The 25,453-nt window shown below is 46.5% G+C and carries 27 protein-coding genes and 1 tRNA gene; 16 read left to right on the plus strand and 12 right to left on the minus strand.

The genetic code is table 11. The annotated features are described in order from the left end of the window. The first annotated feature begins 20 nt into the window (after positions 1-20). From KNO73_RS03570 to KNO73_RS03610, 9 genes are all read left to right on the plus strand, one after another. Positions 21-935 (plus strand): alpha/beta hydrolase, encoded by a 915-nt coding sequence (locus tag KNO73_RS03570; RefSeq protein WP_215112047.1) that lies wholly within the window; start codon positions 21-23, stop codon positions 933-935. Between the two features lie 135 nt (positions 936-1,070). After that, positions 1,071-1,814: a DeoR/GlpR family DNA-binding transcription regulator gene (locus KNO73_RS03575; RefSeq protein WP_078146840.1), complete on the plus strand. Its 744-nt coding sequence runs from the start codon at positions 1,071-1,073 to the stop codon at positions 1,812-1,814. Then, a complete protein-coding gene (pfkB, locus tag KNO73_RS03580; protein WP_215112048.1) occupies positions 1,811-2,740 on the plus strand; it encodes a 1-phosphofructokinase in 930 nt (309 codons plus the stop codon). Before KNO73_RS03575 ends, pfkB begins: the two co-directional genes overlap by 4 nt. After that, a complete protein-coding gene (locus tag KNO73_RS03585) occupies positions 2,737-4,647 on the plus strand; it encodes a PTS fructose transporter subunit IIABC (protein ID WP_215112049.1) in 1,911 nt (636 codons plus the stop codon). The genes pfkB and KNO73_RS03585 overlap by 4 nt, the downstream gene beginning before the upstream one ends. 141 nt (positions 4,648-4,788) lie before the next feature. After that, complete coding sequence (locus tag KNO73_RS03590) at positions 4,789-5,310, plus strand: GNAT family N-acetyltransferase (protein ID WP_012726215.1); 522 nt, start codon at positions 4,789-4,791, stop codon at positions 5,308-5,310. Positions 5,311-5,356: 46 nt separating this feature from the next. Next, positions 5,357-5,695 (plus strand): hypothetical protein, encoded by a 339-nt coding sequence (locus KNO73_RS03595; protein ID WP_215112050.1) that lies wholly within the window; start codon positions 5,357-5,359, stop codon positions 5,693-5,695. 67 nt (positions 5,696-5,762) lie between these two features. Beyond that, a complete protein-coding gene (pyrH, locus tag KNO73_RS03600; RefSeq protein WP_215112051.1) occupies positions 5,763-6,518 on the plus strand; it encodes a UMP kinase in 756 nt (251 codons plus the stop codon). 9 nt (positions 6,519-6,527) lie between these two features. Further along, the gene (locus KNO73_RS03605) at positions 6,528-7,175 is read left to right on the plus strand and encodes an alpha/beta family hydrolase (protein ID WP_078146845.1); all 648 of its coding nucleotides are present in this window, start codon (positions 6,528-6,530) and stop codon (positions 7,173-7,175) included. Positions 7,176-7,225: 50 nt separating this feature from the next. Further along, positions 7,226-7,756 carry a GNAT family N-acetyltransferase gene (locus tag KNO73_RS03610; RefSeq protein WP_214731397.1) on the plus strand — a complete coding sequence of 177 codons (531 nt, stop codon included), beginning with the start codon at positions 7,226-7,228 and terminating at the stop codon, positions 7,754-7,756. A gap of 49 nt (positions 7,757-7,805) precedes the next feature. Here KNO73_RS03610 and KNO73_RS03615 read toward each other — a convergent pair whose 3' ends face one another. Then, positions 7,806-8,222 carry a peroxiredoxin-like family protein gene (locus KNO73_RS03615; protein ID WP_353047964.1) on the minus strand — a complete coding sequence of 139 codons (417 nt, stop codon included), beginning with the start codon at positions 8,220-8,222 and terminating at the stop codon, positions 7,806-7,808. A gap of 12 nt (positions 8,223-8,234) precedes the next feature. Beyond that, positions 8,235-8,441, minus strand: a complete 207-nt coding sequence (locus KNO73_RS15120; RefSeq protein WP_312049508.1) for a hypothetical protein — start codon at positions 8,439-8,441, stop codon at positions 8,235-8,237. Between the two features lie 233 nt (positions 8,442-8,674). Here KNO73_RS15120 and KNO73_RS03620 point away from each other — a divergent pair, with 233 nt between their 5' ends. Continuing rightward, entirely contained in the window at positions 8,675-10,648 is a 1,974-nt protein-coding gene (locus KNO73_RS03620; protein ID WP_214812495.1) for a methyl-accepting chemotaxis protein, read from the plus strand. Between the two features lie 39 nt (positions 10,649-10,687). On the opposite strand, the gene cls is transcribed toward KNO73_RS03620, so the two are convergent. Beyond that, complete coding sequence (gene cls, locus KNO73_RS03625; protein ID WP_214731551.1) at positions 10,688-12,133, minus strand: cardiolipin synthase; 1,446 nt, start codon at positions 12,131-12,133, stop codon at positions 10,688-10,690. A gap of 103 nt (positions 12,134-12,236) precedes the next feature. On the opposite strand from cls, the gene KNO73_RS03630 reads away from it, so the two are divergent. The 3 genes from KNO73_RS03630 (at position 12,237) to KNO73_RS03640 (ending at position 14,286) form a co-directional block, all read left to right on the plus strand. Further along, complete coding sequence (locus tag KNO73_RS03630; RefSeq protein WP_074037078.1) at positions 12,237-12,671, plus strand: OsmC family protein; 435 nt, start codon at positions 12,237-12,239, stop codon at positions 12,669-12,671. Between the two features lie 74 nt (positions 12,672-12,745). After that, positions 12,746-13,234 (plus strand): GNAT family N-acetyltransferase, encoded by a 489-nt coding sequence (locus KNO73_RS03635; protein ID WP_215112052.1) that lies wholly within the window; start codon positions 12,746-12,748, stop codon positions 13,232-13,234. A 56-nt stretch (positions 13,235-13,290) separates the two neighbouring features. Further along, positions 13,291-14,286, plus strand: coding sequence for a Gfo/Idh/MocA family oxidoreductase (locus tag KNO73_RS03640; RefSeq protein ID WP_214731401.1), 996 nt, complete (start codon positions 13,291-13,293; stop codon positions 14,284-14,286). Between the two features lie 172 nt (positions 14,287-14,458). Here the strand turns inward: KNO73_RS03640 and KNO73_RS03645 are convergent, their stop codons facing one another. Continuing rightward, positions 14,459-15,493 carry a PTS sugar transporter subunit IIC gene (locus KNO73_RS03645; protein ID WP_159562249.1) on the minus strand — a complete coding sequence of 345 codons (1,035 nt, stop codon included), beginning with the start codon at positions 15,491-15,493 and terminating at the stop codon, positions 14,459-14,461. A gap of 259 nt (positions 15,494-15,752) precedes the next feature. Here KNO73_RS03645 and KNO73_RS03650 point away from each other — a divergent pair, with 259 nt between their 5' ends. Continuing rightward, complete coding sequence (locus KNO73_RS03650; protein WP_078146853.1) at positions 15,753-18,416, plus strand: cation-transporting P-type ATPase; 2,664 nt, start codon at positions 15,753-15,755, stop codon at positions 18,414-18,416. Between the two features lie 60 nt (positions 18,417-18,476). Beyond that, the gene (locus tag KNO73_RS15035) at positions 18,477-18,605 is read left to right on the plus strand and encodes a hypothetical protein (protein WP_256363520.1); all 129 of its coding nucleotides are present in this window, start codon (positions 18,477-18,479) and stop codon (positions 18,603-18,605) included. 63 nt (positions 18,606-18,668) lie between these two features. Here KNO73_RS15035 and KNO73_RS03655 read toward each other — a convergent pair whose 3' ends face one another. The 3 genes from KNO73_RS03655 to KNO73_RS03665 all read right to left on the minus strand — a co-directional run bounded on the left by KNO73_RS03655 (position 18,669) and on the right by KNO73_RS03665 (position 20,086). Next, positions 18,669-18,941, minus strand: coding sequence for a hypothetical protein (locus KNO73_RS03655; protein WP_078146854.1), 273 nt, complete (start codon positions 18,939-18,941; stop codon positions 18,669-18,671). Between the two features lie 62 nt (positions 18,942-19,003). Then, entirely contained in the window at positions 19,004-19,645 is a 642-nt protein-coding gene (locus tag KNO73_RS03660; RefSeq protein ID WP_078146855.1) for a hypothetical protein, read from the minus strand. An 84-nt stretch (positions 19,646-19,729) separates the two neighbouring features. Further along, positions 19,730-20,086, minus strand: a complete 357-nt coding sequence (locus KNO73_RS03665) for a PilZ domain-containing protein (RefSeq protein WP_012726233.1) — start codon at positions 20,084-20,086, stop codon at positions 19,730-19,732. Positions 20,087-20,233: 147 nt separating this feature from the next. On the opposite strand from KNO73_RS03665, the gene KNO73_RS03670 reads away from it, so the two are divergent. After that, a complete protein-coding gene (locus KNO73_RS03670) occupies positions 20,234-20,482 on the plus strand; it encodes a hypothetical protein (RefSeq protein ID WP_078146856.1) in 249 nt (82 codons plus the stop codon). A 38-nt stretch (positions 20,483-20,520) separates the two neighbouring features. Here the strand turns inward: KNO73_RS03670 and KNO73_RS03675 are convergent, their stop codons facing one another. The 5 genes from KNO73_RS03675 to KNO73_RS03695 form a co-directional block, all read right to left on the minus strand. Next, the gene (locus KNO73_RS03675; protein ID WP_214688788.1) at positions 20,521-21,216 is read right to left on the minus strand and encodes a queuosine precursor transporter; all 696 of its coding nucleotides are present in this window, start codon (positions 21,214-21,216) and stop codon (positions 20,521-20,523) included. Between the two features lie 320 nt (positions 21,217-21,536). Continuing rightward, positions 21,537-21,607 (minus strand) — tRNA-Thr (locus KNO73_RS03680). 107 nt (positions 21,608-21,714) lie between these two features. Next, positions 21,715-24,108 carry an immune inhibitor A domain-containing protein gene (locus tag KNO73_RS03685; protein WP_214688787.1) on the minus strand — a complete coding sequence of 798 codons (2,394 nt, stop codon included), beginning with the start codon at positions 24,106-24,108 and terminating at the stop codon, positions 21,715-21,717. A gap of 138 nt (positions 24,109-24,246) precedes the next feature. Then, a complete protein-coding gene (locus KNO73_RS03690; RefSeq protein WP_078146859.1) occupies positions 24,247-25,038 on the minus strand; it encodes a class I SAM-dependent methyltransferase in 792 nt (263 codons plus the stop codon). Positions 25,039-25,078: 40 nt separating this feature from the next. Continuing rightward, complete coding sequence (locus KNO73_RS03695; RefSeq protein WP_012726238.1) at positions 25,079-25,390, minus strand: hypothetical protein; 312 nt, start codon at positions 25,388-25,390, stop codon at positions 25,079-25,081. Positions 25,391-25,453: the final 63 nt, after the last annotated feature.

The following is a 25,453-nucleotide window of genomic DNA, read 5'->3' on the forward strand; positions in this document are numbered from 1 at the left end:
ATTGTAATGGAGGCGATACGATGAAACAAGAGATGACAATTACGACAACATATGGAACGATTGCAGGAACTTTTCTTTCCCATGAGGAGCCTCGGACGACGATTGTCATGTTGAGCGGAAGTGGGCCGAGTGACCGTGACGGCAATATGGGTGGTGTCGGATTTAACACGTATGCCAAGCTGGCAGAAGCGTTGTATGACCATGGATATAACGTGTTCCGATATGACAAACAAGGAATCGGGAAGTCAGATGGAGACTTCAACAAAGTCGGATTACATGACTTGATTAACGATGCGATTCTTGTCGTACGCACCATTCGACAATTGGCCGATGTGAATCGCTTATATCTACTTGGTCATAGTGAAGGGGCCGTCCTTGCTCCTGCCGTTCAACTTGAGACGAAGGCGGATGGACTGATCTTACTTTCCGGTTTCCATGAAGCGTCCAAGCAGATGTTCTTATACCAAGCAGATGCACTCGCTAAAGATATCGAACATGTGAAGGGAATAAAAGGTCTCTTCTATCGGTTGACGGGCGTTGCCAAAAAAGTTAGGCAGCGACAGGACGATTTGTTAGAGCGTTCTTTACGGACGAACGTCTCGTCTTTCAAATATCGAGGTCAAGTCGTAAATGCGAAATGGATTCGAGAACATGCATCCTATGACGTCCGAGAGCGATTGGAGCATGTGACCGTCCCGGTTCTTGCGATTACGGGGGGGCGTGATGTGCAAGTCCCACCCGAACACGTCCATATGATTCAAACAAAAGGGGAGGTCACCTCATCGATCATCGATGATATGAATCATCTGCTCGTGAAACGGGAGTCACCCCATTCGCTTCTCACGTTGCATAAAGAGTATCGAGAAGCGATCGATGCGCCGATTCATCTAAAACTCGTTCAAGAATTGGATGAATGGTTAAAAAAACACTCATAAACTCAAAAAACGGTCATCTATTGACCGTTTTTTATGTTATAATTGTGACAAGTTGAATGGAAATGAATGTTTTTGAATGATTTTAGTTGTTTTTATAATGAAAACGCTTTATATTAGACGTATGGAGGGAACAAGATGTTAACGAAACAACGACATCAGTTGATTTTGCAACGCTTATCTGAACAGAAGGTCGTCAAATTAAAAGAATTGGTTGATTTAACGGATTCATCCGAGTCGACGATTCGTCGAGATTTGACGGACCTTGAAGCGGAAGGGTATCTGGCAAGGGTTCACGGAGGCGCAACGCTCATTGCGACTCCAGATGAGGAACCGACATTTGAAGAAAAGCGAGACCGGTTCGTAGATGAAAAAGTTGCGATTGCACGGAAGGCCGCAACGTTCATCGAAGACGGGATGTCGATTTATTTAGATGCCGGTACAACCACTCAGGCGATGGTTCCGTTTTTAGAAGGAAAAAAAATTGTCGTCGTCACAAACAGTCTACCGATTGCGAATGAATTATTTGATCTTGATATTAAGACGTTTGTGATTGGCGGAGAATTAAAGCGTTCCACCCAGGCATTGGTTGGGTATAACGCACGCGAGAGCATGATGAATTATCGTGTCGACCTCGCCTTTCTCGGAATGAATGGAATCGACCTTGAAGCGGGTTACACGACCCCGGACCCAGAAGAAGCGCTTGTCAAAAAAACGGCAATCGAATTGGCACAAACCTCGTTCGTACTCGCGGACGCATCGAAGATCGGGAAACGAACGTTCAGCCGAGTCGCGACGTTAGATGCCGCTCAGTTGATCACATCAAGCAGTGAGTCAATGAGTTCCATCCAAACAATCACAAAGGTGGTGAATGCGAAATGATTTACACGTTAACACTCAACCCTTCTATTGATTACTACGTAACATTACCTGAAGTACATCTAGGAGAAGTGAACCGAATCGAAGAGACGACGGAGCGCGCAGGCGGTAAAGGAATTAACGTCTCCATCGTTCTTCGGGAATATGCACAAGAGACGAAGGCGCTTGGTTTCATCGGTGGGACGACCGGTGACTTCATTAAAAAGTCACTCGTCGACCACGGTGTACACACCGATTTCGTAGAGGTGAATGGGAACACCCGGATCAATGTCAAGATTCGGGCGAAAGAGGAAACAGAACTGAATGCGAGCGGACCGAATATCACAGAGCGCGAGCTCGAACTGTTGACGGCCAAGTTCGATCAAGTTCAAGAAGGCGATGTCGTCGTCCTCGCGGGTAGTATCCCGAGCAACCTACCAGACTCGCTATATCGGACCATTGCTGAATCGATTCGCGAAAAAGGTGCAGACTTTGTCGTCGATACAACGAAAGATGCCATGATCGAGGTGCTCGCCCTCGAACCACTCATGATCAAACCGAACCACCATGAATTAGGTGAATTGTTTGATACCGAGATCGAAACGTTTGAAGAAGCTCTTCCATATGCCGAACAGCTCGTCAAACGCGGGGCGAAAAACGTCATCATCTCCTTTGCGGGAGACGGGGCACTACTTGTTAACAAGGACGGAGCCGTCACAGCGAACACACCGGTCGGGAAACTGGTGAACTCGGTTGGTGCAGGAGATTCACTCGTCGCCGGATTTGTCGCGAATGTGAAAGAAAAAGGTGAACAAGAAGCATTTCGATACGCGGTCACGACTGGAAGCGCATCTGCTTATACATTCGGCCTATGTTCAAAACAAGAGATCGATCGCTTGATCGATCAAGTACAACTCACACCACTGAAACGAATGGAGGAGACAACATGAAAATCACGGACTTGCTCCAACGCGACACGATTCAATTGAATCTACGCGCGAGTTCTAAGCGTGAGATCATCGAAGAACTTGTCGATGTCCTCGATCGCGCTGGTAAACTATCCGACCGCAACGGTTATCGCGATGCAATCCTAAAACGTGAAAGCGAGAGCACGACCGGCCTCGGAGAAGGGATTGCCATTCCTCACGCGAAAACGAGTGCTGTCAAAATGCCAGCAATCGCGTTCGGTCGGTCGGAAGGAGTCGACTACGAAGCGTTAGACGGACAACCGAGCCGCCTCTTCTTCATGATTGCGGCAGGAGAAAACGCGAATAATGAACACCTTGAAACACTCTCTAAACTTTCAGTTTACTTGATGGACCCTGCATTCCAAGAGCGTCTCTATGCAGCCACTTCTGAAAGCGATGTCATTCGTGCCATCGAAGAAAAAGAAGCGGCAGAAGCGAAGCCGGAAGTCGTCAAACTGACGAATGAAGATGCACCGTTCATTTTAGCGGTCACGGCTTGCCCGACAGGAATCGCTCATACGTATATGGCAGCAGATAGCTTGAAGCAAAAAGCGGAAGCGATGGGAGTCGATATTAAAGTCGAAACGAACGGATCGACTGGTGTAAAAAATGAATTGACACGTGCGGATATCGACCGGGCGACAGCGATCATCGTCGCAGCGGACAAGGCTGTTGAAATGGATCGTTTCGCTGGTAAACGAGTCATCGAAGTTCCGGTCGCACAAGGGATTCGGAAACCTGAAGAACTCATCAATCGTGCGGTGAAACAAGATGCGCCGGTATATGAGGCTTCGAAAACATCAGGTAGCGCTTCGAAAGAGCAACGTACAGGCGTGTACAAACACTTGATGAGCGGGGTATCTGCGATGCTTCCACTCGTTGTCGCAGGTGGTCTCTTGATTGCCATCAGCTTCTTCTGGGGCATCAACTCTGCTAACCCGGATGACCCGTCTTACAATGAATTTGCAGCACAGTTGATGACGATCGGTGGAGCTGCATTCGGCTTCCTCGTTCCGATTCTCGCCGGTTTCATCGCGATGTCGATTGCCGATCGCCCAGGTCTCGCACCAGGTCTCGTGGCAGGGGTACTTGCAAGTCAAGGGAACGCCGGATTCCTCGGTGGTCTCATCGCCGGTTTCTTGGCCGGTTATGTCGTCCTCTTCTTGAAAAAAGCACTCGCAAAATTGCCTGCTTCACTTGAAGGGATCAAGCCAGTCCTCTTGTATCCGCTACTCGGCTCGTTCATCTCCGGGATGATCATGTTACTCGTCGTCAACGAACCGATTGCAGCACTCATGACATGGTTGATGGATACGTTGAACAGTATGAGCGGCGCGAACGCCATCCTTCTTGGTGTCATCGTCGGTGGGATGATGGCAGTCGATATGGGTGGTCCGATCAACAAGACAGCGTACGTCTTCGGTACGGCAGCACTTACAGCGGGTAACCAAGAAGTCATGGCAGCCGTCATGGCTGGAGGGATGGTACCACCACTCCTCGTCGCACTCGCATCAACAGTCTTCGCTCGTCAAAAGTTCTCGAAACAAGAGCGCGAAGCAGGAAAAACTGCTTATATCATGGGAGCCTCGTTCATCACGGAAGCGGCAATCCCATTCGCGGCTGCGGACCCGATTCGCGTTCTTCCATCAGCGATTCTCGGATCTGCCATTGCAGGCGGATTATCCGCATTCTTCACGATTCAATTACCAGCGCCACACGGTGGGATCTTCGTCTTCCCACTTCTTGAAGGAGCTGGAAACGTCGCTGTGAGTATGGGTCTCTATGCACTCGCCATCTTGGCAGGTGCGGTGGTCGGAGCATTGCTCCTCTCGTTCTTGAAAAAACCGTTAACAACATCGACACCAGTCCAATCTAAAGAAGTTGCATAACGTAAGAAGAGACGTCGCCTTTATCCAGAGGTGACGTCTTTATTGTTGTCGATGTCCGTGCAAAATTCACATAATCTCGGATTGCAAGTTGGGGATTTGTGGTAAACTATTTGTAAAGCTTCGGGTGAGGAGGGGGTCGCATTGGACATTCGGGTCGCCAAACCAGATGATGTGTATGGGATTGCGAGAGTGCGTGTGAACGGGTGGCGTACGACCTATCGGGGGATCGTACCGACTGAGTATTTGCTAAAAGTATCATCCGGCTCCATCGAATGGGCAGAACGCTTGCGGACCGCCCTTCGTCGGCAAGAAGTAGCCGGCTTTGTGGCGATTGTCGAGGACGAAATCGTGGGCTTCGTTCTTTACGGAGAAGAGCGGACAGGAGAGTATCCAGACCACACGAATGAAGTGTATGCTATTTATATTTTAGAGAACCATCAAGGGAACGGAATCGGGTCCGCTCTCCTTGAACACGCTGTGCAATCGATGTGTGAGGCAGGACTCTTGATCTGGGCGCTTGAGATGAATCCGTTCCGCACGTTTTATGAACGAAAACAAGGGCAGGTCATCGACCAGAAAGATCGAGAGTTTGGTGAATTGATGCTCCGCGAAGTGGCGTATGGATGGGAAACGACCCGTCACGACTCCATCATGGGAGCCTGAGCTTAGAGACTGTAGAATGTTCTACGGTCTTTTTTTGTTGAGTGAAATGGATGCTAAATTAAAAGGGATCCTCTACTATTCAATGGCTCATCTACATCAATTCGAACGTCCAGATCAGTATGAACCGTATCTGTTAAAGGCAATTGCAGAGTACCCAGAATTTCCTCGTTACCATCTTAATCTTGGACGGTACTATATCTCAAACGAGAATATCGAAAAGGGAAAGCTGTATATAAAAGAAGGCTTACTTAGAGTAAAAGAGTGTTTCAATGAAGCATCGCCTCTAGAATTTGAAATTTCTTTATATACGTTTATCGATGAAGAAATCGGTGGACTTTATATGTTCGATGAGTTTTACAAGAAATATAAAGAAATGTCCTTATGAATCAATTAAAAATAGTGTTGTTCCATTATATAAACTCTTCTATACTGAATTGAACAAAATATTCCAAATGAAGGGTTGGGAGACATTGAAGCACCGAAAAATTTGTATCAAGTTAAGTGGAGCCGCTCTAGCTAGTGATGGAACGGATAACTTTGACGAAATGAGCCTCAGCCTGATTGCAGAAGAAATATTATCACTCGCAAATAGCGGGGTTGAAGTGTGTGTCATGGTCGGCGGGGGAAATCTCTTTCGCGGGAATCAAGCAGAAGCGTGGGGGATCAATCGAGTGGAGGCTGACAGTATCGGAACGCTCGGGACAGTCATGAACTCATTGATGCTACGTGGAATCTTGAAACGAGATACGACTCGAGAAGTGCGCGTCATGACATCGATTCCAATGCCGAGCGTAGCCGAACCGTACATTCAACTTCGAGCCATCAATCATTTGAAAAAAGGATATATCGTCATTTTTGCAGGCGGTAACGGTCAACCGTTCGTTTCTTCAGACTATCCTGCTGTTCAGCGTGCCATCGAAGTGGGATGTGATGCCTTGTTCGTGGCAAAGAACGGTGTCTCCGGCGTATATGACCGCGATCCTCGTTTGGATTCGGACGCTCGTCAATTTGAAACCCTTCACTATAACGATGTCATTTCGAATGATTTGAAAGTGATGGATCAATCGGCATTGCTTCTCGCGAGAGATCACGGTTTGCCGATTCACTTGTTCGACTTCAAGGAGCGGAACGCCATTCATCGTATTCTCGAAGGAGAGAGCATTGGAACGATGATTCATCACCATGAAACGCAGCTCTTGCAGAATTGAGGAGACAGCATGTATGAAGTAACAGATGGTCACGTCATTGGGAAAAACGGAATACCCGTCCCGTATTCGTACCTGCAGCCTGATTCGTCATCCGACACACTCGTGATTTTGTTGCCCGGATACGGATATACAAATGATTCTCCAATGTTTCGCTATACGACTGGATTGTGCATAGAGAATGGGTTGAACGTTCTCGAAGTCAACTATAACTATCGCGACGAGCGGTACGATTCAGTCGATGTAAATAAGGCAATTGTTGATGATGTTCGACTCGTCATCGATCAAATCCTACATACTGATTCCGTTCAACAATACATCATCGTCGGAAAATCGCTCGGTACGGTTGCGATGGCAAGTGAACTCACCCGAAACGTGTTTCATGATGCCAAACTCGTTTGGTTGACACCTTTGTTGAAACAAGACGACATATATGAAGCGATCCAGTCTCATAAAGGACAACAGATGATTCTCATAGGAACGGCGGACCAACATTATGTAGATGAGAGAATGAAGCGTCTTGAACATCTGGCCTTGACCGAACTCGAGATTGTCAAGGAGATGAATCATAGCCTCGAGTACACAGGAGAGACATACCGGTCACTACGGTTACTTGAAACACTTCTCAAGCGAGTGGAGCAATTTATCATGTCCTCATAGGTCGTGAACCGGAGGAGAGTTGCGCGATCAAATGTAAGGGAGGAGTCGACGTGAAATTTACCACTGAGCGTTTAATAATCAGACCATTTATGGAGAAAGACTTGCATGCTACATTCGAAATGTATACAAAACCAGAAGTATGCAGATATCTTTTGCATGAGCCATGGACGTCTGAAAACAGGAAGAAAGAATTTGATAAAAAACTAACAAATTCTATTCTTACCGAGACTAGTACGTTGAATTTAGCAGTCGTACATCAAGATGAAGTGATTGGGGATCTCACAGTTTGGTACGCGGGTATGAAAGACACGGTAGAGATTGGGTATTGTTTTTCTGATTCACATTCAGGAAAAGGATATGCGACGGAGGCAGTGAGCGGATTGCTAGGGGAGTTGTTCACAAAGCTCAATCTACATAGGGTACAAGCTAATCTCGACGCCAGAAATGTAACTTCCCAAAAATTATGCGAACGGGTTGGAATGAGAAAAGAAGCTCATTTCTTGAGAGACTATTGGAATAAGAATGAAAGGACCGATAGCATGGTGTACGCGATATTGCACGAGGAGTTTGTAAGACAATAAACGAAATAAGTGAATAGAAAAGGAGATGATGCGCGTCATCTCCTTTAATTTACAATTTTTCAATAACCATTTTCGGGTCGACACGTTCTGTATAGTCAGCAGGCACATCACTGAACGAAATCGTTCCATCAGATTGGATGATGAACGTGGCCAGTTTCGGCAACTGCCAATCTTCGTTCCCGTTATGTGCATCGACATTTAGTCCAGATGCTTTATAAATATCAATCAAATAATCTGGCATGTCAAAGACGAGGTCGAATTGACGTGCGACAATATTATCAACATCACTCAATACATAAAAATCAAGTTCATTCTTTTCTTTCGTCGAAAGGGAATAATCCGGCGTTTCCGGACTGATCGCGACAAGAGTCGCGCCTTTTTCTTGAATCGTTGCCAACTCGCGCTGGTAAGCGCGGAGCTCGAGGTTACAGTATGGGCACCATCCACCTCGGTAAAATATGACGATGACTGGTCCATTTTAAAGGAGCGTTTTCAAATTGACGGTTGTCCCGTCCGCGTGAGGCAATTCAAACGACGGCGCTTGATTTCCAACTGTTAACCCTGATGCGATGCCTGAATCTTTCAATTCTTGAGTCACCTGAGCCATCAATCGTTGCTTCTCGGCAGGTGCATTTTGTTTGAACTGATCTTTATAGGATTTGATCTCTTCCAATAATGAATTCATCATTTGACTCCCTCTTCCGATATGGTGACTCAAATTTTAACTAAATACGAATAGTATGATTTGTTCAATCGAACACAACGGTGAAACTCCATTTCAGTTTCCGAAAAATAATTTTCGAATAATTCAATCAATTCTTCAGATCTAATGACTTTTGACCGATATGATGAATAACCTAAGGGGGATTCGACTCATCGAACTCGCTTGAACATTTTATTCGGGTTAGGAGATGTTTTATGAAACAGAAGCGCACGATTAGTATCAAGCAAAAATTGATTGTCTTATCCGTTCTATTATTGATTATTCCAGCCACATTGATTGGAATCGTCGCCTATTCGCAGGCGAAAGGTAAAATCGAGTCTCAAATGATCCAGTCCGCCAATTCGGGGGTAGACCGGATGAACAATGAGGTCACGAACCTCATCGAACCGATTCAAACGGACATCTCGTTTTTTGCGAATCGGATTGATAGTTCCATTTATGAAGAGGGAGAAGCGAATCAAGCGTTAGCAGAGAAGTTTACTGAGTATTTAGAGACACATCCAAAAGTGACGAACATTTACTTCGCTTCAGTAGAAGGTGCGATGACGATCTATCCTGAACAGGAATTGCCAGAAGGATATGACCCACGCACTCGTCCATGGTATGAAGCGGCTGAAGCAAGTGGACAAGAGGTTGCCATCACGAATCCGTACGTCGATGCCGCTTCTCAAAAAATGATGATCACGGTTTCGAAGAAGACTTCAGACGGTCGTGGTGTGGTCGCCGTTGACGTCGATGTGAACGATATCGCTGAAGTGGCATCCACCATTCAAATCGGGAAAGAAGGATACGTTGCCATCTTCGACCAGGCAGAACAAGTCGTCATTCATCCGTCGACGGCTGTCGGTGAAAAGATTGATGAATCTTGGACAGATTCGCTCTTTTCCAAGGAAGAAGGGACTCTGTCTGTATCGGAGAATGGGGAAGGCGTGGAGAAAGCATTCGTGACGAACCCAATCACCGGATGGAAGATTGCCGGTACGTTATATGACGGTGAGATTCAAGACGAGACGGTCGGCATTCTTTGGACGACTGGATTCGTCATCATCGGAATGTTCGGGATTGCAGCCATTCTTCTCTACTTCGTTCTCCGTTCAATCTTGCGTCCGTTGCGTTTATTGACAGAAGGAGCAGAACGAATCAAATCAGGAGATTTAACGGAGCCGATTACCGTCTTATCGAACGACGAAATCGGGCTTGTCTCAGAGAGTTTTAATGAAATGAGCGATTCACTTCGTATGGTATTACTCCGTCTCGATGATTCAATCAGTCAAGTTGCCGCCTCGTCTCAAGAATTGATGGCCAACTCGGCACACAATACCGCCTCATCAGAACAGATTGCCCGTGCAGTTGATCAAATGGCAGTCAGTGCCGATGGCTCGAAGCGACAACTTGACGACAATGCGACATCGCTCCAAGCGATTACGTCAGGAATCATGCGAATCTCAGAAAGTTCCATGGACGTTTCTGAACTTTCACGCGAAACCTCAAATGAAGCGGAAGACGGTTCGACGACCGTGAAGGAGAATGTGAAGCAGATGCAGGCAATCGATGCGTCTGTCGTGACATTCGAGGGCGTCATTCACTCATTGGCACATCGCTCTAACGAGATTGGAGAAATCGTCACGGTCATCAATGGAATCGCTGAACAGACGAACCTGTTAGCATTGAACGCTGCCATTGAAGCAGCACGTGCAGGTGAGAACGGCAAAGGGTTCGCGGTCGTTGCGAGCGAGGTGCGTAAACTCGCAGAACAATCGCAACAGTCGACGAAACAAATTGCAGCGTTGATTGATCGAATCAAGCATGAGACGGAACAGTCTGTACAGTTGATGCAGGAAGTATCTACTCATACGAAGGCCGGATTGGCGTCATCTGAAATGACAGCAGACCGTTTCGAGAAAATCAAAGAGCGGACAGTCGCGATGACACCACGGATTGAAGACGTGACCGCAACCGTCGAGGAGATTGCAGCAAACGTTCAGGAAGTGGCAGCGACGGCATCACAAATCGCCGACATCGCCGATGAGAATTCGAGTGTCTCGAAGCAAGTGGCGGCGACGACCGATGATCAATTGAAATCGATTGAAGAAGTATCGCAGTCAGCAAAAGCACTCGCGACCATGGCCGAGGAGTTACAAGACCTCGTCTCGCGGTTCAAACTGTAAAATGAAAAAGAAGCAGAGCGCCGAGCTCTGCTTCTTTCGTTATAAAATCGGACTGAGGAGTCGTGAGACACCCTCCCGAGCACGTACTGTCCATTTCCGCTTTTCATAGTCTTCCATCGTATACGTGCGACTGACCGCCGTATCGGTCTCGAATAAAGAAACGAGTTCGAGGGCGACCCGCTCATCATAGATAAGTGCGTTCACTTCAAAATTGAGACGGAAGCTTCGAGCGTCCAAGTTCGTCGTCCCGACGGTCGCGATCTCATCATCGACGACGAGCGTCTTCGCGTGGAGAAACCCTTCATCATACAGATAGACGTTTGCCCCGTAGTCGAGGAGTTCCCCAAGGAACGAGAGGGACGCCCACATGACGAATGGATGGTCCGGTTTTCCAGGGATCATGATATCCATCTGAACGCCAGAATGGAGTGCCATTTTGCAAGCGTCCATAAAACTCGTGTCTGGAATGAAGTATGGCGTTTGAATGACGACCCGTCGTTTGGCGGACATGATCATCTTGATCATCATATTCTTCAAATGTTCCGTATCCGAGTTTGGTCCACTCGTGACGATTTGCATCGGAGAATTTTCTTTAATGTCATGTCGCGCAAAGCAGAAGGCATTTTCAGGATCATGTTTACGGTGACCAGAATAGTTCCAGTCCAATATGAATCGGTGTTGTAAATTATAAACGACATCTCCTTCGACACGCAGGTGCGTGTCACGCCAATAGCCAAATTTTTCGACTAAACCTAAATACTCGGTACCGACATTGAATCCACCGACATAGCCGATTTTCCCATCGATGATGACGATCTTTCGGTGATTTCGGTTGTTCAACTTGAAGTTGATGATCCCGAGTGTCGGTGGGAAGAAGACACGCACCTCGCCATCGTTCGCAATCAACTCTTTAAAGTCCGAGTTCCGAAGACTACGTGAGCCGACCGCATCGTAGAGGAGTCGAACTTTGACACCGGCTTTCGCACGCTCGATCAACTCTTTCAACAGTGCCTGACCGAGAGCGTCACGCTGGATGATGTAATATTGAATATTGATTTCCGTTTCGGCCGAGCGAATGTCATCCATCAACGCTTTGAACTTTTGTTCGCCGTCGTGCAAGATGAGGGAACGGTTATGTACACTGATCAACGATTTAGAAGATCGTAAGTTCATTTGAAGTAGTTGGTCATACTTTTCAAACAGCGGCTGCGCGAGCTGGGTTTGGCGCGTATGAATTTGTTCAAGTTGCGCTTCGACTTGAAGCGAATGGAAGGAACGTTCTTCTACACTTAAATTATAGAAGTTATCCTTCTTAAGTTGTCGCCCTAGGAAGAGATAGACGATGAAGCCGAGCACTGGTAAGAAAAACAGGACAAGAAGCCAGGCCCAGGTCGCGCCGACGTCACGTCTTTCGGCGAAGATGACGGCGAGTGCGAACAACATGTTTAACCCGAGGACGATATAAAGTCCCCAACTGAAAATCATAGACCAATCCAACGACATACACCCCTTTATAATCGATTCATAGCTTAATCATACATCAAATGAGGGAATAGGATGCTATCAAATGAAATAGGGGGAGAAGATGATGAACATGGAAGTCGTATGGAAGAAAGGGATGGCGTTTGAAACACATACGCCATCAGGACACACGGTGATCCTTGATGCGGCGGATGATGTCGGTGGGCTCGATACAGGACCTCGTCCGACAGAAATGTTGCTTCACGCGACCGCATCCTGCACAGGAATCGATATCGTGTCGATTCTGCATAAGATGCGCCAGCCAATTGAAGCATTCGAAATGAAAATCGATGGGGTGCGGGCGACCGATCACCCGAAACGCTTTACAGCCATTCACATCTTGTATATCCTGAAAGGCGAGTTATCGGAAGAACGAGTTCGGCGTGCCATCGAATTGTCCGTTGAGCGTTATTGTTCTGTATCGCATAGCCTCAATGCGACGTTGACGTATAGTTATCAATTGAACGATGGAGACGTCACTCCGTTTGATTTTCACGAGTGAGCAGGATGGTTGAAAGGCATGCGGTTCTCCGTTATATTTGTATTTCAAATACTGTATAACTAAAGGAGGACGTTATGATTCGACTCGCGACGAAGCGCGATGCCCAACACATCGCGAACCTAATCGAACAACGAGCCGTAGCGCTAAATGAACAAGGAAGCGACCAATGGACCGAATATTTGGAACAGGACCTCATAAAGCGTGTGCGCACTGACATTGTAGAAGGCAGTGTATATGTCTTTGAAGATGGCGAACAAATTTTAGCTTCAATCGCATTGTTACCTCCAGATGAGTGGGATGATAACTTATGGGACGACAGTGAGCGAGGGCAATATATCCATCGAATCGTCGTCAGCGAAAAGCTAAAAGGGCAAGGCGTCGGACAGCAGCTCATGGAGCATGTCTTAGAGGAAGCCGATGAAGATGAACCAATTCGTCTTGATTGTGTCGCTGACAATGAATTTTTAAATGATTATTATCCACGTTTCGGTTTCGTCTTTGTCGATTCACGAAACGGGTACAATACGTTCGAATACAGATTGGATGAGAGCATGAGTGCATAAGGGTCATTTGACCCTTTTTTTGTTATACTATCAACAGCGAAAAGGAGGGGTTTTATATGACTAAAACCATTTTGGTGGGATTCGGATTCTCGGCGAACACGTTCCATCTACCGTTTTTAAAGGTCATTGACTCATTTGAAGTGAGTGGTGTCGTGTCATCGCGCCCGGAAGAAGTGCAGGCTGAATTACCTGGTGTCACGGTATATGCGACATTAGACGAGGCGATTCAATCGGATGCTTCTCTCTATGTCATTACGACACCATCGCATTTACATAAAGAGATGATCGTCGCATGTCTTGAGGCAGGAAAAGATGTGCTCGTCGAAAAACCCGCATTCCTGACAACGGAAGAAGGATATGAGTTGATGGAACTTGAAGCGAAATCGAAGGGCATCGTCAACGTTTATCAGAATCGTCGTTATGATGGAGACTTCTTGACGGTTAAATCGTTTCTTAACTCGAACGAGTTAGGAGACTGGAAGGTCGTTGAATCTCGATTTGATCGTTTCCGTCCGAATGTACGTGACCGGTGGCGTGAAAATGGAGGACCAGGTTCCGGTATTTTATTCGACTTAGGAAGTCATCTGATTGACCAGACTCTAGCCTTGTTTGGAAAGCCAGATCGTATTCAAGCAGATGTGATGATTCAACGAGATGGTGGCCAATCCGATGATGGGTTTCATCTGACATTCTATTACGGTGAGAAGCGAGTATACCTTCGTTCGAACCCATTCATCGCCGGAGAAACACCTCGGTTTGAAGTGCATGGTACGCAAGGAAGTTTCTTGAAATATGGACTTGATCCTCAAGAAGATGCTCTGAAGCAAGGAAAGTTAGAAAGTGACCTTATAGAGACTGGCGTATTATCCAAAGAAGAGGTTTCGTCCATTCAAATCGAGAAAGGTAGTTATTTGGCGTATTATCAACAGTTAGCTTATAGTTATGAGGTACGGCAACCCGTCGTTTCATTAAAAGATGCAACATTGACAACCTACTTGATTGAACTTGCTCGTAAATCCAGTGAGACAGGAACAGTCATCACGGTAGATTGACACGCTTTTTCGTTGATTTACTAAACCGGTGATCAATTCACAATTGGAAAGAACGTGCGATGATTTCTTTGTGAACGTGTCGACACTTCTCTATTGTAAGAACAATCATACGAGTCATAATAAAAAATCGATGCCACCGAATAATTCGTTCGAGCGTGCATCGATTTTTTAATTAGGCCGCATCTTCTTCTGTCGATTCGACTTTTTCCGTATGACGGACAATCGGGAAATTTTTGAACAAACGGCTTCCGATCAAGCCGAAACCGATCCCAAGGATGAATAGCACGACGGCTGTGAAGGTGACCGTTTGCCAATCGTTGAAACCATACATGACTAGAAGTCCCGGAATCCCGGCTGCCGAACCTGGCGCATCGTTGATCATACCGGTCATGGCGACAATCAATCCGGCGATGGCTCCACCGACAAAGTTGACACTGTAAATCGGAATCGGGTTAGCAGAAATGAGGTCAGCTTGCGTCAACGGTTCGATGGCGACAGAGAGTTGATCTTTCTTTGTTCCGATTTTCAATTGACGGAACAACAAGTAATTCATTGAGATGGACGCGGTCAACGCGAGCGCGGCAATCGCCATCGGGACCCCGGTCAAACCGAGCATCGCCGTCAAGGCCATCGAACTGAGAGGCGACGTTGATACGACCGTGACGATCCCTCCTAAGACGAGACCCATGACGACCGGATTTTGTGTTGCTGCCAGTTCGATGACAGCTCCAATCTGTTCAAGTGTGTTTGTCACGAGTGGGTCTACCCCTGTCGCGACGAGACGGGCGAGCGGTGCCATCACGATGACGTAGAAAATCATATCGACGCCGGTCGGCAGATAGCGATTGATTCGAGTGCCAGCCAAAGCCAAAAGATATCCTGCAAAAAAGCCAGGAAGGATTCCGAATCCCGATACAGACAACCCGATCATCAAACTATAGACGGGGTTGATTCCAAGTGCGATGGCGACAAGAGCCGCAGCGGCAGGACCTGACAAAGCGCCAGCCGCTTGACCTACTTCTTCATAAAGAGGAAGTGGCAGCAATCCGCCGATTGCATACGCGTTGAACGCTTCGACGAGGAAACTCGCGATTGCAGCACCGGCCAATGCTCCCATCGCCTTCATTCCAAAAGGCGCCTTATAACTAAATAATGTGAACAAGGCGAGGATGAGCAGTAAAAGTGCGATTCCTTGAATAATGACCATAAACTCTTCCTTCTTTCTATCTCTATTTATTCATAATTTATTCTATATTCATGCATAGAAAGACTTCTGTAAAGCCATATTCAAAAGAAAAATTAAAATTGAACAATGATACCGGTTACAATTAGAAATTCCAAACCAAGAAAGCGTTTTCTTTGAAAAATGACATCAATTCTACAAGTTTGCACGTGTCGAGCCGCATGAGATTGGGAACAGATAGGGGAAAGACTTTTCAAAAAGTATTGGTCGAGGAGGATGAATTATGCAGAAGGAAGACAGACCGTGGCATGCGCTCGAAGTAGATGAGGTGCGAACCCATGTGGAGACTGATCTTGAATCAGGTCTTACAACAGAAAGTGTCACAAGTCGTCAAGACGAATTCGGCAAAAACGTATTGCCGGAGAAAGAGAAAACCCCTGAAATTATAAAATTTCTAAGACAATTCAATGATGTTCTCGTGTACGTCTTGTTAGCGGCTGCCGTCGTCACAGGATTCTTAGGGGAGTACATCGATACGATCGTCATCGTTTTAGTCGTCACGATTATCGGCGTCGTCGGATATCTTCAAGAGAACAAGGCCGAAGAGGCGCTAGAAGGAATCAAAAAATTGTTAGAAACAAAGGCGACCGTCGTTCGAAACGGCAAGCAATCCGAAATCGACTCGAGTGACCTGGTCGTCGGGGATGTGCTTGTGCTTGCTGCCGGTGATAAAGTGCCGGCCGATGCCCGTGTCGTGCAAGCCGAAAAGTTTAAGGTCGAGGAATCGGCCTTAACGGGAGAGGCGACGACTGTCGAGAAAAAATCAGACGTCGTGAAAGAAGAATCGGTGTTGGCCGACCGGAAAAACATGGTGTACTCAGGAACGAGTGTCGCGACGGGAAGTGCAAAAGCTATCGTGACAGCCATCGGTGAAGGGACGGAGCTCGGCCAAATCAACGCTTCAATCTCAGAAGTGCAGACCGTCAAAACCCCTCTGATTCGACAGACGACCAAGTTTGGTCAAACGGTGTCCATCGCCATCTTGATCATCTCCGTCGTGATTTATGCGTTCGGCTACTTTTTACGGGATTATGAGCCGGTCGAATTGATGCTGACGACAATCGGTCTTGCCGTTGCGGCAATTCCTGAAGGATTGCCTGCCGTCATCTCCATCATTTTGGCGCTCGGTGTACGAAATATGGCCGAACAAAAAGCGATTGTGCGAAGTCTACCATCTGTCGAAACGCTTGGTGCTGTATCTGTCATTTGTACGGATAAAACAGGTACATTGACAAAGAATGAGATGACCGTCAAACAAATCGTGACAGCGAACCATGATATCGAAGTCTCGGGTAGCGGATATGCTCCGAATGGAGATCTCGAATTGAATGGTCAACCGTTTGACTTGGACGATGACGAGTCGATGATCGACCTGTTAACCGTTGGGAAAACATGTAACGATGCGCAGTTGAATGAAGAAGACGGGGACTGGGTCATTAACGGTGATCCAACCGAGGCTTGTCTGTTGACCGTCGCTGAGAAGGCCGAGCGCCCGATCGAACGTTTAAAAGTCATTTCGAAGATCCCGTTCGATTCTGAATATAAATACATGGCGACGCTCGTCGATTACAAAGGAGAGCGAATGATTTTCGTCAAAGGTGCCCCGGACCGACTCTTTGATATGGCATTGTCTGAAGACTTTAAACAAGACTATTGGGATGAAAAACGAAAAGAGATCGCAGACCGCGGTCAACGCGTTCTCGGTGCAGGCTTGAAACGTGTCGACAGTTCAAAAGCGTCAATCGACCATGAAGATGTTGAAGATGGTCTAACTTTCCTCGGATTGTTCGGAATCGTCGATCCACCTCGACAAGAAGCCATCGATGCGGTCGCCGCGTGTCGTGATGCTGGGATTCGAATTAAAATGATCACGGGAGACCATAAAGATACCGCTGTCGCGATTGCAAAAGAACTGGGCATGGAAGTGGAAGGCGCCCTCGAAGGTCGTGAATTGACAGATATGACAGATGAAGAAATCAAAGAGGCTTCCGTTCATAACGATGTATTCGCACGGACCAGCCCTAACGACAAGCTTCGTCTCGTCAAAGGATTGCAAGAGAACGGTCTGATTACATCGATGACAGGAGATGGTGTGAACGACGCACCTGCCTTAAAACGTGCTGACATTGGTGTGGCAATGGGGATTAAAGGGACGGAAGTAGCGAAAGAAGCATCTCAGATGGTTCTTGTCGATGACAACTTCAAAACGATCTATAACGCCGTACGAGAAGGACGACGGGTGTACGATAACCTGAAGAAAACCATTCTCTTCTTGCTTCCGACAAACGGAGGTCAAGCGTTGCTTGTGGCAATGAGCATCTTGCTCGGAGCGGCTGCACCGCTCAGTCCTGTGCAGATTTTATGGGTCAACATGGTTGTCGCGATTACTCTCTCTTTAGCAATCGCTTTCGAACCACTCGAAGAGAGTACGATGAAACGACCGCCACGTCCGGCCAATGTGCCGCTACTCAGCCGATACTATATTTTCCGCGTCACCTTCGTTTCAATTATTATCGGGGGCGGTAGTTTATGGATCAACTATATGCTCGGAGATTTCGACTACTCGACCGAGAAATTACAAACGATTACCTTGAATGCCATCGTCATGGCCCAGCTCTTCCACTTGTACAACTGCCGTACGGAGTTGGCACCTGCATTCAACCGACATTTCTTTGACAATAAGATTGCGTTTCTCGTATCGGCCTTACTCATTGCCCTACAATTGTTCATCACGTACGTACCGTTTATGCACACGTTATTCGGTACCGCTCCATTAACGTGGGAAGATTGGATTTATCCAGTGGCATTTGGTGCCGTCGTCTTTATCATTGTTGAAATTGAGAAGGCGATCTCCAGACGTGTCATCGGCAACCGGAATATACACTGATACGTTTCATTCATGTGAAAAAAGGTTAAACAAGTGGAGTAAACATGAAGGAGGGATACGATGAAGCGTGACGAATCACAACCAGGGGTTCACCCGGATCCGCTACCGGATGATGAATCGAACCCGGCGAAAAAACCGGCTCCGACACAGCATCCTGACCCTGATCCAGAGGAAGAATCGAACGAATAAAGCGTGTAACAGGTAAAAGATCCTCCTAGCTGAAATAAGCTAGGAGGATCTTTTTGAGTTGGTTTATGATGTTGACTTTACAGAGCGGCTATTTTGTAGCCGATTGAATGATTTCTCGTTCATATGTTCCGTGATGACAAAATCACCGACTGGGCATTCCCATTTCCCTTTTTCGACAACACATTCGCGCAATGTCACTTGGTCATCGTATAAATCTAGTTCCAATGTGTCTTTCAAAAATTGATCGACTTTTTGGTTTGGAACTTTTACATATTCATTGAATTCGAGCTCTTCATTCTTGACAGTCACGTAAGAAGTGACTTGGAAATAACGCATGTGATGGTCTCCTTCATTAAAAACTAACTTCTAGTATAGCCGTTTCTGATGAAAACGGGTACTCAATGTTTCATTTCAGCACGTTCACGCTTCGGAGGTGCTTCGTTGAACGGTTTTTGATGGCGAATCATGAGCCAAAAAATGAGACCGAACAACGGGATGTAAGGGAGCGGCCATAAGCTCATCTTATAGCGTTTCGCGTCCCGATTCATTAACGTAATTTGAATGAATGCCAACAAAAAGAAATCGACGGTCATCGTTCGAACAAATTGATTGTTCTCCACATAGGACCAGTATTCTGCAACATTTCCAGTATTGGCTGCAGCGATGAACAACCCGATTGTCACCAGTAAAAGCACAACGCCGAGGATACGGGTCGGCAGCGGTTTGACCGGGGTCGGATAAGGTGACTGTCTCGCAAAAGCCAAATAAGGAGCGAGTAGAAATCCCCCAACGAAAAAACTGGTGACAGCGGCGATGAGTGGATTCGGTTTGAGCTGATTCACTTCTGACCAAAGAAGTGGAAACATCGCCAGGGGAAACACCCCTAAGATACTAAAGAGCGATAGAGAATAGCCTTCGTACGCCTCGGTATTATAAGTCACAAAATCGAGAAGAAAGCGTCCGTCGAACGGGACATTTGGACCGATGACGGCGAATGCAATTGCCAGTCCCCAAGGAATCAATAAGAATTTTCTTGTCATACGAACACCTCGTCAATGGTTGATAGTTGTAGTATACCCTCTTTTGGAGACACGAAAAAATGAGAAGATGCCTGACGCATGTTCTCATTTATTTTCACGTGCATACGTTTTAATCATCGTGACGAGTTGCTGAGTTTCGTCAGCTTTCACATCAAGCATGATTCCATAATCATACAGCGAGCCCGTTTGGCCACGGTGTCTGACATGTCCCATGAGTTCGATCGGTTGAAGTGTCGGAACGAGGTCGAAAAGAAAATGGACCTGTAAATCATCAGAGAGCGGGAAGAGGTAGTCCGAACGCAATTTTAATCCATGAGAACTCACATTGAGGAGCAATCCTTCCCCATCATAGAGTTCTTTTTCTTCCCATACAAGTCGATAAGGGATGGTACGGGGATTCGGTAGGATATAGCGGAACGTCTCCTGGCGGCGATAACGCATCAATTCACCCCATTTCTTTACTTCTTTTATCGGCAAAATTGAATTTAAAATGAAGTGGAAGATTGTATAAAATTATAGTGTACTCGCTTTACAAATTTGAAAGCGCTTTCTATAATGGATGTACGATTTGAATAGGGAGGAGATCAGATGAATGTCCATGATTTACTCCGACGTTACTCGATTCAAACACCAGTCATCTATGAAAAAAAACGTAACGGGGAGTGGGTTAAACTCGAGCGCTTACCTGCTTATACCATTCTTGAAGTCGAAACGAACGATCATACCATCGAGGCGGTCGCGATTGATGCATTCAAAGCGATTACCGTCTGTCGAGAGTCGGCGTCGATTGAAGAAGCCCGTCCGTATGCTGTGCGTATCCTGATTGAACGACCATAAGAAAAGCCGTAACTTCATGTTGAAGTTACGGCTTTTCTTTATGCTGCATCCTGTTCGGTTTCGTCTTGTGGATTTGTTCGTTTTGCGTAATACATAAACGGTGTCGCCATCCAAGCGATCACAAACTTTGCCACGTATGTCGTGATAAAGATGTTCCACCAAATGTCCCATTCCATTCCCCAGAATGCGATGATGCAGAACGTGAATGTATCAATCAGTTGAGATAAGACGGTCGAACCTGTCGTACGAAGCCAAAGCTTCTTCTCGCCCGTTTTTGCACGGATCTTTGAATAGACGAAGACATCGAACAATTGAGAGACCAAATAGGCAGCAAGGCTACCGAGTGTGATCAATGGCAGCATCGAGAAGAGTGCCTCGAAGCTTTCATGCATGAACAGTGCCTCTTCAAACGGCTCATATAAAAGTGCATATTGCATGAGTACCGTTGAGACGATCAAGATGAAAAATCCGAGCCATACGCCTTTACGGGCAGCCACTCGCCCATGTTTTTCGTTCAAAATATCGGTTGCCAAGTAGAGCGAACCGTAAACGATGTTACCGAGCGTGAAAATATATCCGCCAATTACAATCTGTTGCGTGACTTGGATGTTTGCTACGACCGAAGCCATCGCAATCCAAGCATATAAGCCGACTCGTCCGAATAACTTGTAACTGAGGACGAGTAGTCCGAGTGTAAGGATGGCAGAAGGAATCCATAACCATTCGTTTAGCATGAATCATGCTCCTTCCTCTAACTATTCAATGATTTCAACTTTTCAAGTTTATAGAGGAACGGAAATGATGTCAAGGAGAGGGGGGAGGTCCACTCAGGTAAACACCGTAAAATTATAAAACCCTCTTCTATATCAAAAGTGCTTCTGGAAACTCCCTGCTAAGTGCAATCGTTCGACAAATTGATAACCGATTCGACAAAGTGGTGCTCACGACACAGAAAAATGGAAACTGTGCAATTTCTGTGCAATGACAAAAAAGAAAGCACCTCCTGTCATAAACAGGAAGTGCTCTGAACCGCTTGGTTGAGCGGTATTGTTGATGCCTCCGACGAGAATCGAACTCGTGCTGCAGCATTACCATTGCTGAGGTCTGCCACTAACCTACAGAGGCGTTATACCAACTATGTTACACAGATTATTCGTCATTTTCAAGCTTTTTTAGAATAATAAGACCTCCAATCTTCGATAGAGGAAGACTGGAGGTCGAATGCTACATGTTTATTTTGTACGGATCCAAACGGCACCTGCAGAGTTGTCTTTCGCTTCACCGACTACGTCAATGACGAGACCGTATTGCGGAAGTTTGCGTCCTGCATCTGGAATGAGCGAGTTGATGTAAGAGTTTGCATCATTGAACTGCTTCACGCCAGGCTGTGCTTTGTAATCGTACACGCCACGACTCGGTGAATCGATATACCAAGCGAGCGTCTTATCGAGACTGAATGCCGCATCAGCAATTTGGTAACGTGTGCTACCTGCGACTGTCTGTTGACCGTTCAAGTTACCGATCAGCGCTTGTGGATGTGAATCGACGACACCGAGGAATCCTTCACCAGGGTGAACACCGACCCAGTTATCTGTGAACGAGTCATCACCATACCACACGACAAGACCAGTGTTGTATTTCACGCCGCGGCCGTTGAGAAGACCCATATCCGACCCAGCGTGGTTACGCCATTCGAGGTAGTAATAGTGTGGTTTTGAATCGTATCCGTCTGAAGAGACGAATCCATCGAGCGTCACGGCTTCAGCGCCTTCTGCATCATCTGCGAAGAGTGTTGCGGATTCTGATTTGATTGACAAGTTGTCGACTGCGAAGCCTTTCATAGCGACGCCGCCGTCTGTCACGTATTCAAAGACGATTTGAACATCTTGACCAGCGAATTGTGAGAGGTCGTATGATTTGTTGACCCATGCACCGTTCGTCGTCTCAGCAGGGTAGCCCGCTTCGTTTGCGCCGTTGACGTCGTCACCGAATACATCGAGAACGACTTCTTGACCACCGCTGAGGGCTTTGATGTACAAGTAATCATAGTCCGATTCGACTTCATAGAATGAATCGAATGCGAGGACTCCGTCCGCACCAAGTTTCACAGCTGGTGTTGCCATCTCAGTATGGATGTCGTCACCTTTTGTCGAGTAATAGTAGCGATCGCCATAAACTGGTTCGATTCCTTTAATCTTCTTATCAGGAAGGTTGACTTTGACGATGCCTGGGTTGTTTGATTTCGTCACAGATTGGTCGAGTTGTGCGACGAACCCTTGAGAGTTGAGGTCTTCAAGGTCGACTTCTGTGATGTTTGCCCAGTTTCCACCCATGATTTTTTGGAAGTATTCTTTGTTTTGTGGTGAGAAGCTTGTTGGCTCCGTACCTGCGACTTTACCGGCCCAGCTACCGCCACTCATGATTGACCATGATTGAATCGGTTCGCCTTGACCTGTGTACTGCGTATCGTACTCATCTGGAAGACCGAGGTCATGTCCGAATTCGTGTGCGAAAACGCCGACCGCACCATCTTCTGGTTGAATCGTGTAATCGTACGCAGCCATTTTTCCGCCCCAGTAAGGAACTGCAGCTTCTGTATTGGCTACTGGGTAAACACCATCAAGAACCCAGCGATGTGACCATACCGCATCGTCACCGAGCGCACCGCCACCCGCTTCTTGGCCAGTCCCAGCGTGGATGATCATCAAGTGGTCAACGAGACCGTCCGGCTCATTGAAGTCACCGTCTCCATCCAAATCGTATAGATCGTATTGGTCATGTTCTTTCAAATCGATTCCAGATGCGACCGCAGCATTCAACGCATCTTTGACGAGTTGACGTGGTCCCGGTCCGACGTTATCATGTCCGCCATCGCCTTTGTCCGCACCGTAGTCTTTTGCGGTTCCCGGAACGGTCAACCACTCCGAAACCTCACCATCGACAGTATAACTTCCGCCTGATTGTTCTTCATAGTATTGTTTGAACGTTTGAACCTTTTCACCGTTAAAGAGTTCAAATTGTTGATCACCGAACATATACTTTTCATAATGTTCTTTACTGAAGTTATCGCTGTACATATAGCCCGGCTCTTGGATGATGTTATTGTGTTTGAAATCGCTGTACTCGACGAGGAGAACGAGGACTTTATCTTCACGTACCGAACCGTTGTATGCAGATTGCCGGGCAGGAGAAACCTTCACTTGACCGTTCGGTTTCCCTTTACGGTAATTTCCTTGCCCTTTTTTCGCTTTATCAAGAATTCGTTTTGATTCCTTTTCGAATTGAGTATGTATCTTCTCTTTTGCTTTTGAAGCCTTCTCGTTCACTTTGTCGTCGTGCTTATGTGGATCTTTCGCTTCACCTTGCTTTTTCGAGATATATGCATCGACTGCTTTCATGCGTTCAGATGCAGACAAACCTTTTTTGATGACGCCGCGTTTCTCGAGAGCTTTCGCGAGACGCTCTTCATCGATGATGTTGTGGTCGAACGGAGCGAGCTCGCTCGTTGTCGGTACCGATGGCGCAACCGAGAGGGGAGCGGCACCAGCTGCCGGAACGATACTGACTGTCATGGCAGATGTCATGAGAGCCGCTAGAGTCGTTCGACGGATGGAACGTTTTTTCATTTGTATGAACCTCCTGTTAAAAAATAATGGGAAAATGTGTGAGCTTGATGTAAATGTACTCTTTGTGTCTGATTAATGTCAATATTCAGAAAATAATAAACGAAAAAGGAGTCTAAAGACCTATTTAGTTCAATTTGACTAAATAGACTTAGACTCAAGGTCGATATATCCGTAATGGAACTTCGACGTTTTACGTTTTATGTGAGCGAAACCGTACCGTTCAAAGGTATCGCTCTCAAAATGCGCCTTCAAGACAATTCGTTTCTTGGCTACTCGTGTTGCTTCGGTAATCAATTCTTGCGTGAGAGGGGAAGTGTCGGCGATTGTGCGAAGTGGGTTCAGATGAACCGATTCTGAAATCGTCTTTTCAAACATCGGATCAAAGTAGATACAATCAAACGAATTTTCCGCACACGTTTTCAAATAGTCAAGAGAGTTGGAGTGAACGACCTCAATGCGTCGCATCGCCTCATTGACCTGCTCATCTTTTTCGACCCATACGGACATGCCTTCTCGGACGAGTTGTGCCGTAATGAATTGACTCTCAAGGCCAATTACTTTACCGTTTGAACCGGCGACATGGCTCATGACGATACTGTCCGAGCCGAGTCCGAGTGTACAATCTAGAATATGATCACCCGGAGTTGCTTGCATGGCGTCAATGAGTGGATCTGATCCACCTCGGCTCAGTTGCTTCACCCGAAAGACGGAGCTCGATGGGTGGAAAAAGAACGGTTCTGTACTATGCAGAGGTGTGAACTCGACACGTCGTTTATCAAATACAAGTACATCTCGTTGATGACGTTTCTTCAACTCGTCGATGGAAAGTTTGCGCCGGTCGACAAATTTCATCTTGTATTCTGTGGCATGCGTATGCGCTCGAGATAAGACATCATCTGTCGGACGTAAACAAGTGGTTACAATATACATGATTCGGGCTCCTTCATAAAAAATGAGACGCAGGTGCGTCTCATTTTTTCTTGCTGAGTAAGTCTGATAATTCATCGATGAGTGCTTTATGAGAAGCGAGTTCTTTCTTCTTCTCGTCGTTCACGTTCATCGGACGTTTTGAACGGCTTTGTAGCGCTTCAAGCGTTTCATCGATTGACGATTTCAACGTATCGCGTTCTTCAGGTTTCAAAGATACTTCGTGCGGATTTTCACCAGAAGCATCTAATTCGCGGAGACGTGCCATCAATTGCTTTGCCTCGCGATTCAAATCGATTAACAATCTGTCAATTTGTTCCAGTCGTAATTTGATCCCATCACGTTCTGTAAACATCTGTTTCACCTCTTTTTGCGGTTTAACCCTAAGGTCTCTTCCTGTTTACTTTACCATAAAATT

The organism is Exiguobacterium sp. s83 (assembly GCF_018617095.1).
Taxonomy (GTDB): Bacteria; Bacillota; Bacilli; order Exiguobacteriales; family Exiguobacteriaceae; genus Exiguobacterium; species Exiguobacterium profundum.

Coding starts and splice junctions, on each gene's coding strand:
- KNO73_RS03570 (WP_215112047.1), top strand. CDS start 21: ATGAAACAAGAGATGACAATTACGACAACATATGGAACGATTGCAGGA.
- KNO73_RS03575 (WP_078146840.1), top strand. CDS start 1,071: ATGTTAACGAAACAACGACATCAGTTGATTTTGCAACGCTTATCTGAA.
- pfkB (WP_215112048.1), top strand. CDS start 1,811: ATGATTTACACGTTAACACTCAACCCTTCTATTGATTACTACGTAACA.
- KNO73_RS03585 (WP_215112049.1), top strand. CDS start 2,737: ATGAAAATCACGGACTTGCTCCAACGCGACACGATTCAATTGAATCTA.
- KNO73_RS03595 (WP_215112050.1), top strand. CDS start 5,357: ATGGATGCTAAATTAAAAGGGATCCTCTACTATTCAATGGCTCATCTA.
- pyrH (WP_215112051.1), top strand. CDS start 5,763: ATGAAGGGTTGGGAGACATTGAAGCACCGAAAAATTTGTATCAAGTTA.
- KNO73_RS03605 (WP_078146845.1), top strand. CDS start 6,528: ATGTATGAAGTAACAGATGGTCACGTCATTGGGAAAAACGGAATACCC.
- KNO73_RS15120 (WP_312049508.1), bottom strand. CDS start 8,441: ATGAATTCATTATTGGAAGAGATCAAATCCTATAAAGATCAGTTCAAA.
- KNO73_RS03620 (WP_214812495.1), top strand. CDS start 8,675: ATGAAACAGAAGCGCACGATTAGTATCAAGCAAAAATTGATTGTCTTA.
- cls (WP_214731551.1), bottom strand. CDS start 12,133: ATGATTTTCAGTTGGGGACTTTATATCGTCCTCGGGTTAAACATGTTG.
- KNO73_RS03630 (WP_074037078.1), top strand. CDS start 12,237: ATGAACATGGAAGTCGTATGGAAGAAAGGGATGGCGTTTGAAACACAT.
- KNO73_RS03635 (WP_215112052.1), top strand. CDS start 12,746: ATGATTCGACTCGCGACGAAGCGCGATGCCCAACACATCGCGAACCTA.
- KNO73_RS03640 (WP_214731401.1), top strand. CDS start 13,291: ATGACTAAAACCATTTTGGTGGGATTCGGATTCTCGGCGAACACGTTC.
- KNO73_RS03645 (WP_159562249.1), bottom strand. CDS start 15,493: ATGGTCATTATTCAAGGAATCGCACTTTTACTGCTCATCCTCGCCTTG.
- KNO73_RS03650 (WP_078146853.1), top strand. CDS start 15,753: ATGCAGAAGGAAGACAGACCGTGGCATGCGCTCGAAGTAGATGAGGTG.
- KNO73_RS15035 (WP_256363520.1), top strand. CDS start 18,477: ATGAAGCGTGACGAATCACAACCAGGGGTTCACCCGGATCCGCTACCG.
- KNO73_RS03655 (WP_078146854.1), bottom strand. CDS start 18,941: ATGCGTTATTTCCAAGTCACTTCTTACGTGACTGTCAAGAATGAAGAG.
- KNO73_RS03660 (WP_078146855.1), bottom strand. CDS start 19,645: ATGACAAGAAAATTCTTATTGATTCCTTGGGGACTGGCAATTGCATTC.
- KNO73_RS03665 (WP_012726233.1), bottom strand. CDS start 20,086: ATGCGTTATCGCCGCCAGGAGACGTTCCGCTATATCCTACCGAATCCC.
- KNO73_RS03670 (WP_078146856.1), top strand. CDS start 20,234: ATGAATGTCCATGATTTACTCCGACGTTACTCGATTCAAACACCAGTC.
- KNO73_RS03675 (WP_214688788.1), bottom strand. CDS start 21,216: ATGCTAAACGAATGGTTATGGATTCCTTCTGCCATCCTTACACTCGGA.
- KNO73_RS03685 (WP_214688787.1), bottom strand. CDS start 24,108: ATGAAAAAACGTTCCATCCGTCGAACGACTCTAGCGGCTCTCATGACA.
- KNO73_RS03690 (WP_078146859.1), bottom strand. CDS start 25,038: ATGTATATTGTAACCACTTGTTTACGTCCGACAGATGATGTCTTATCT.
- KNO73_RS03695 (WP_012726238.1), bottom strand. CDS start 25,390: ATGTTTACAGAACGTGATGGGATCAAATTACGACTGGAACAAATTGAC.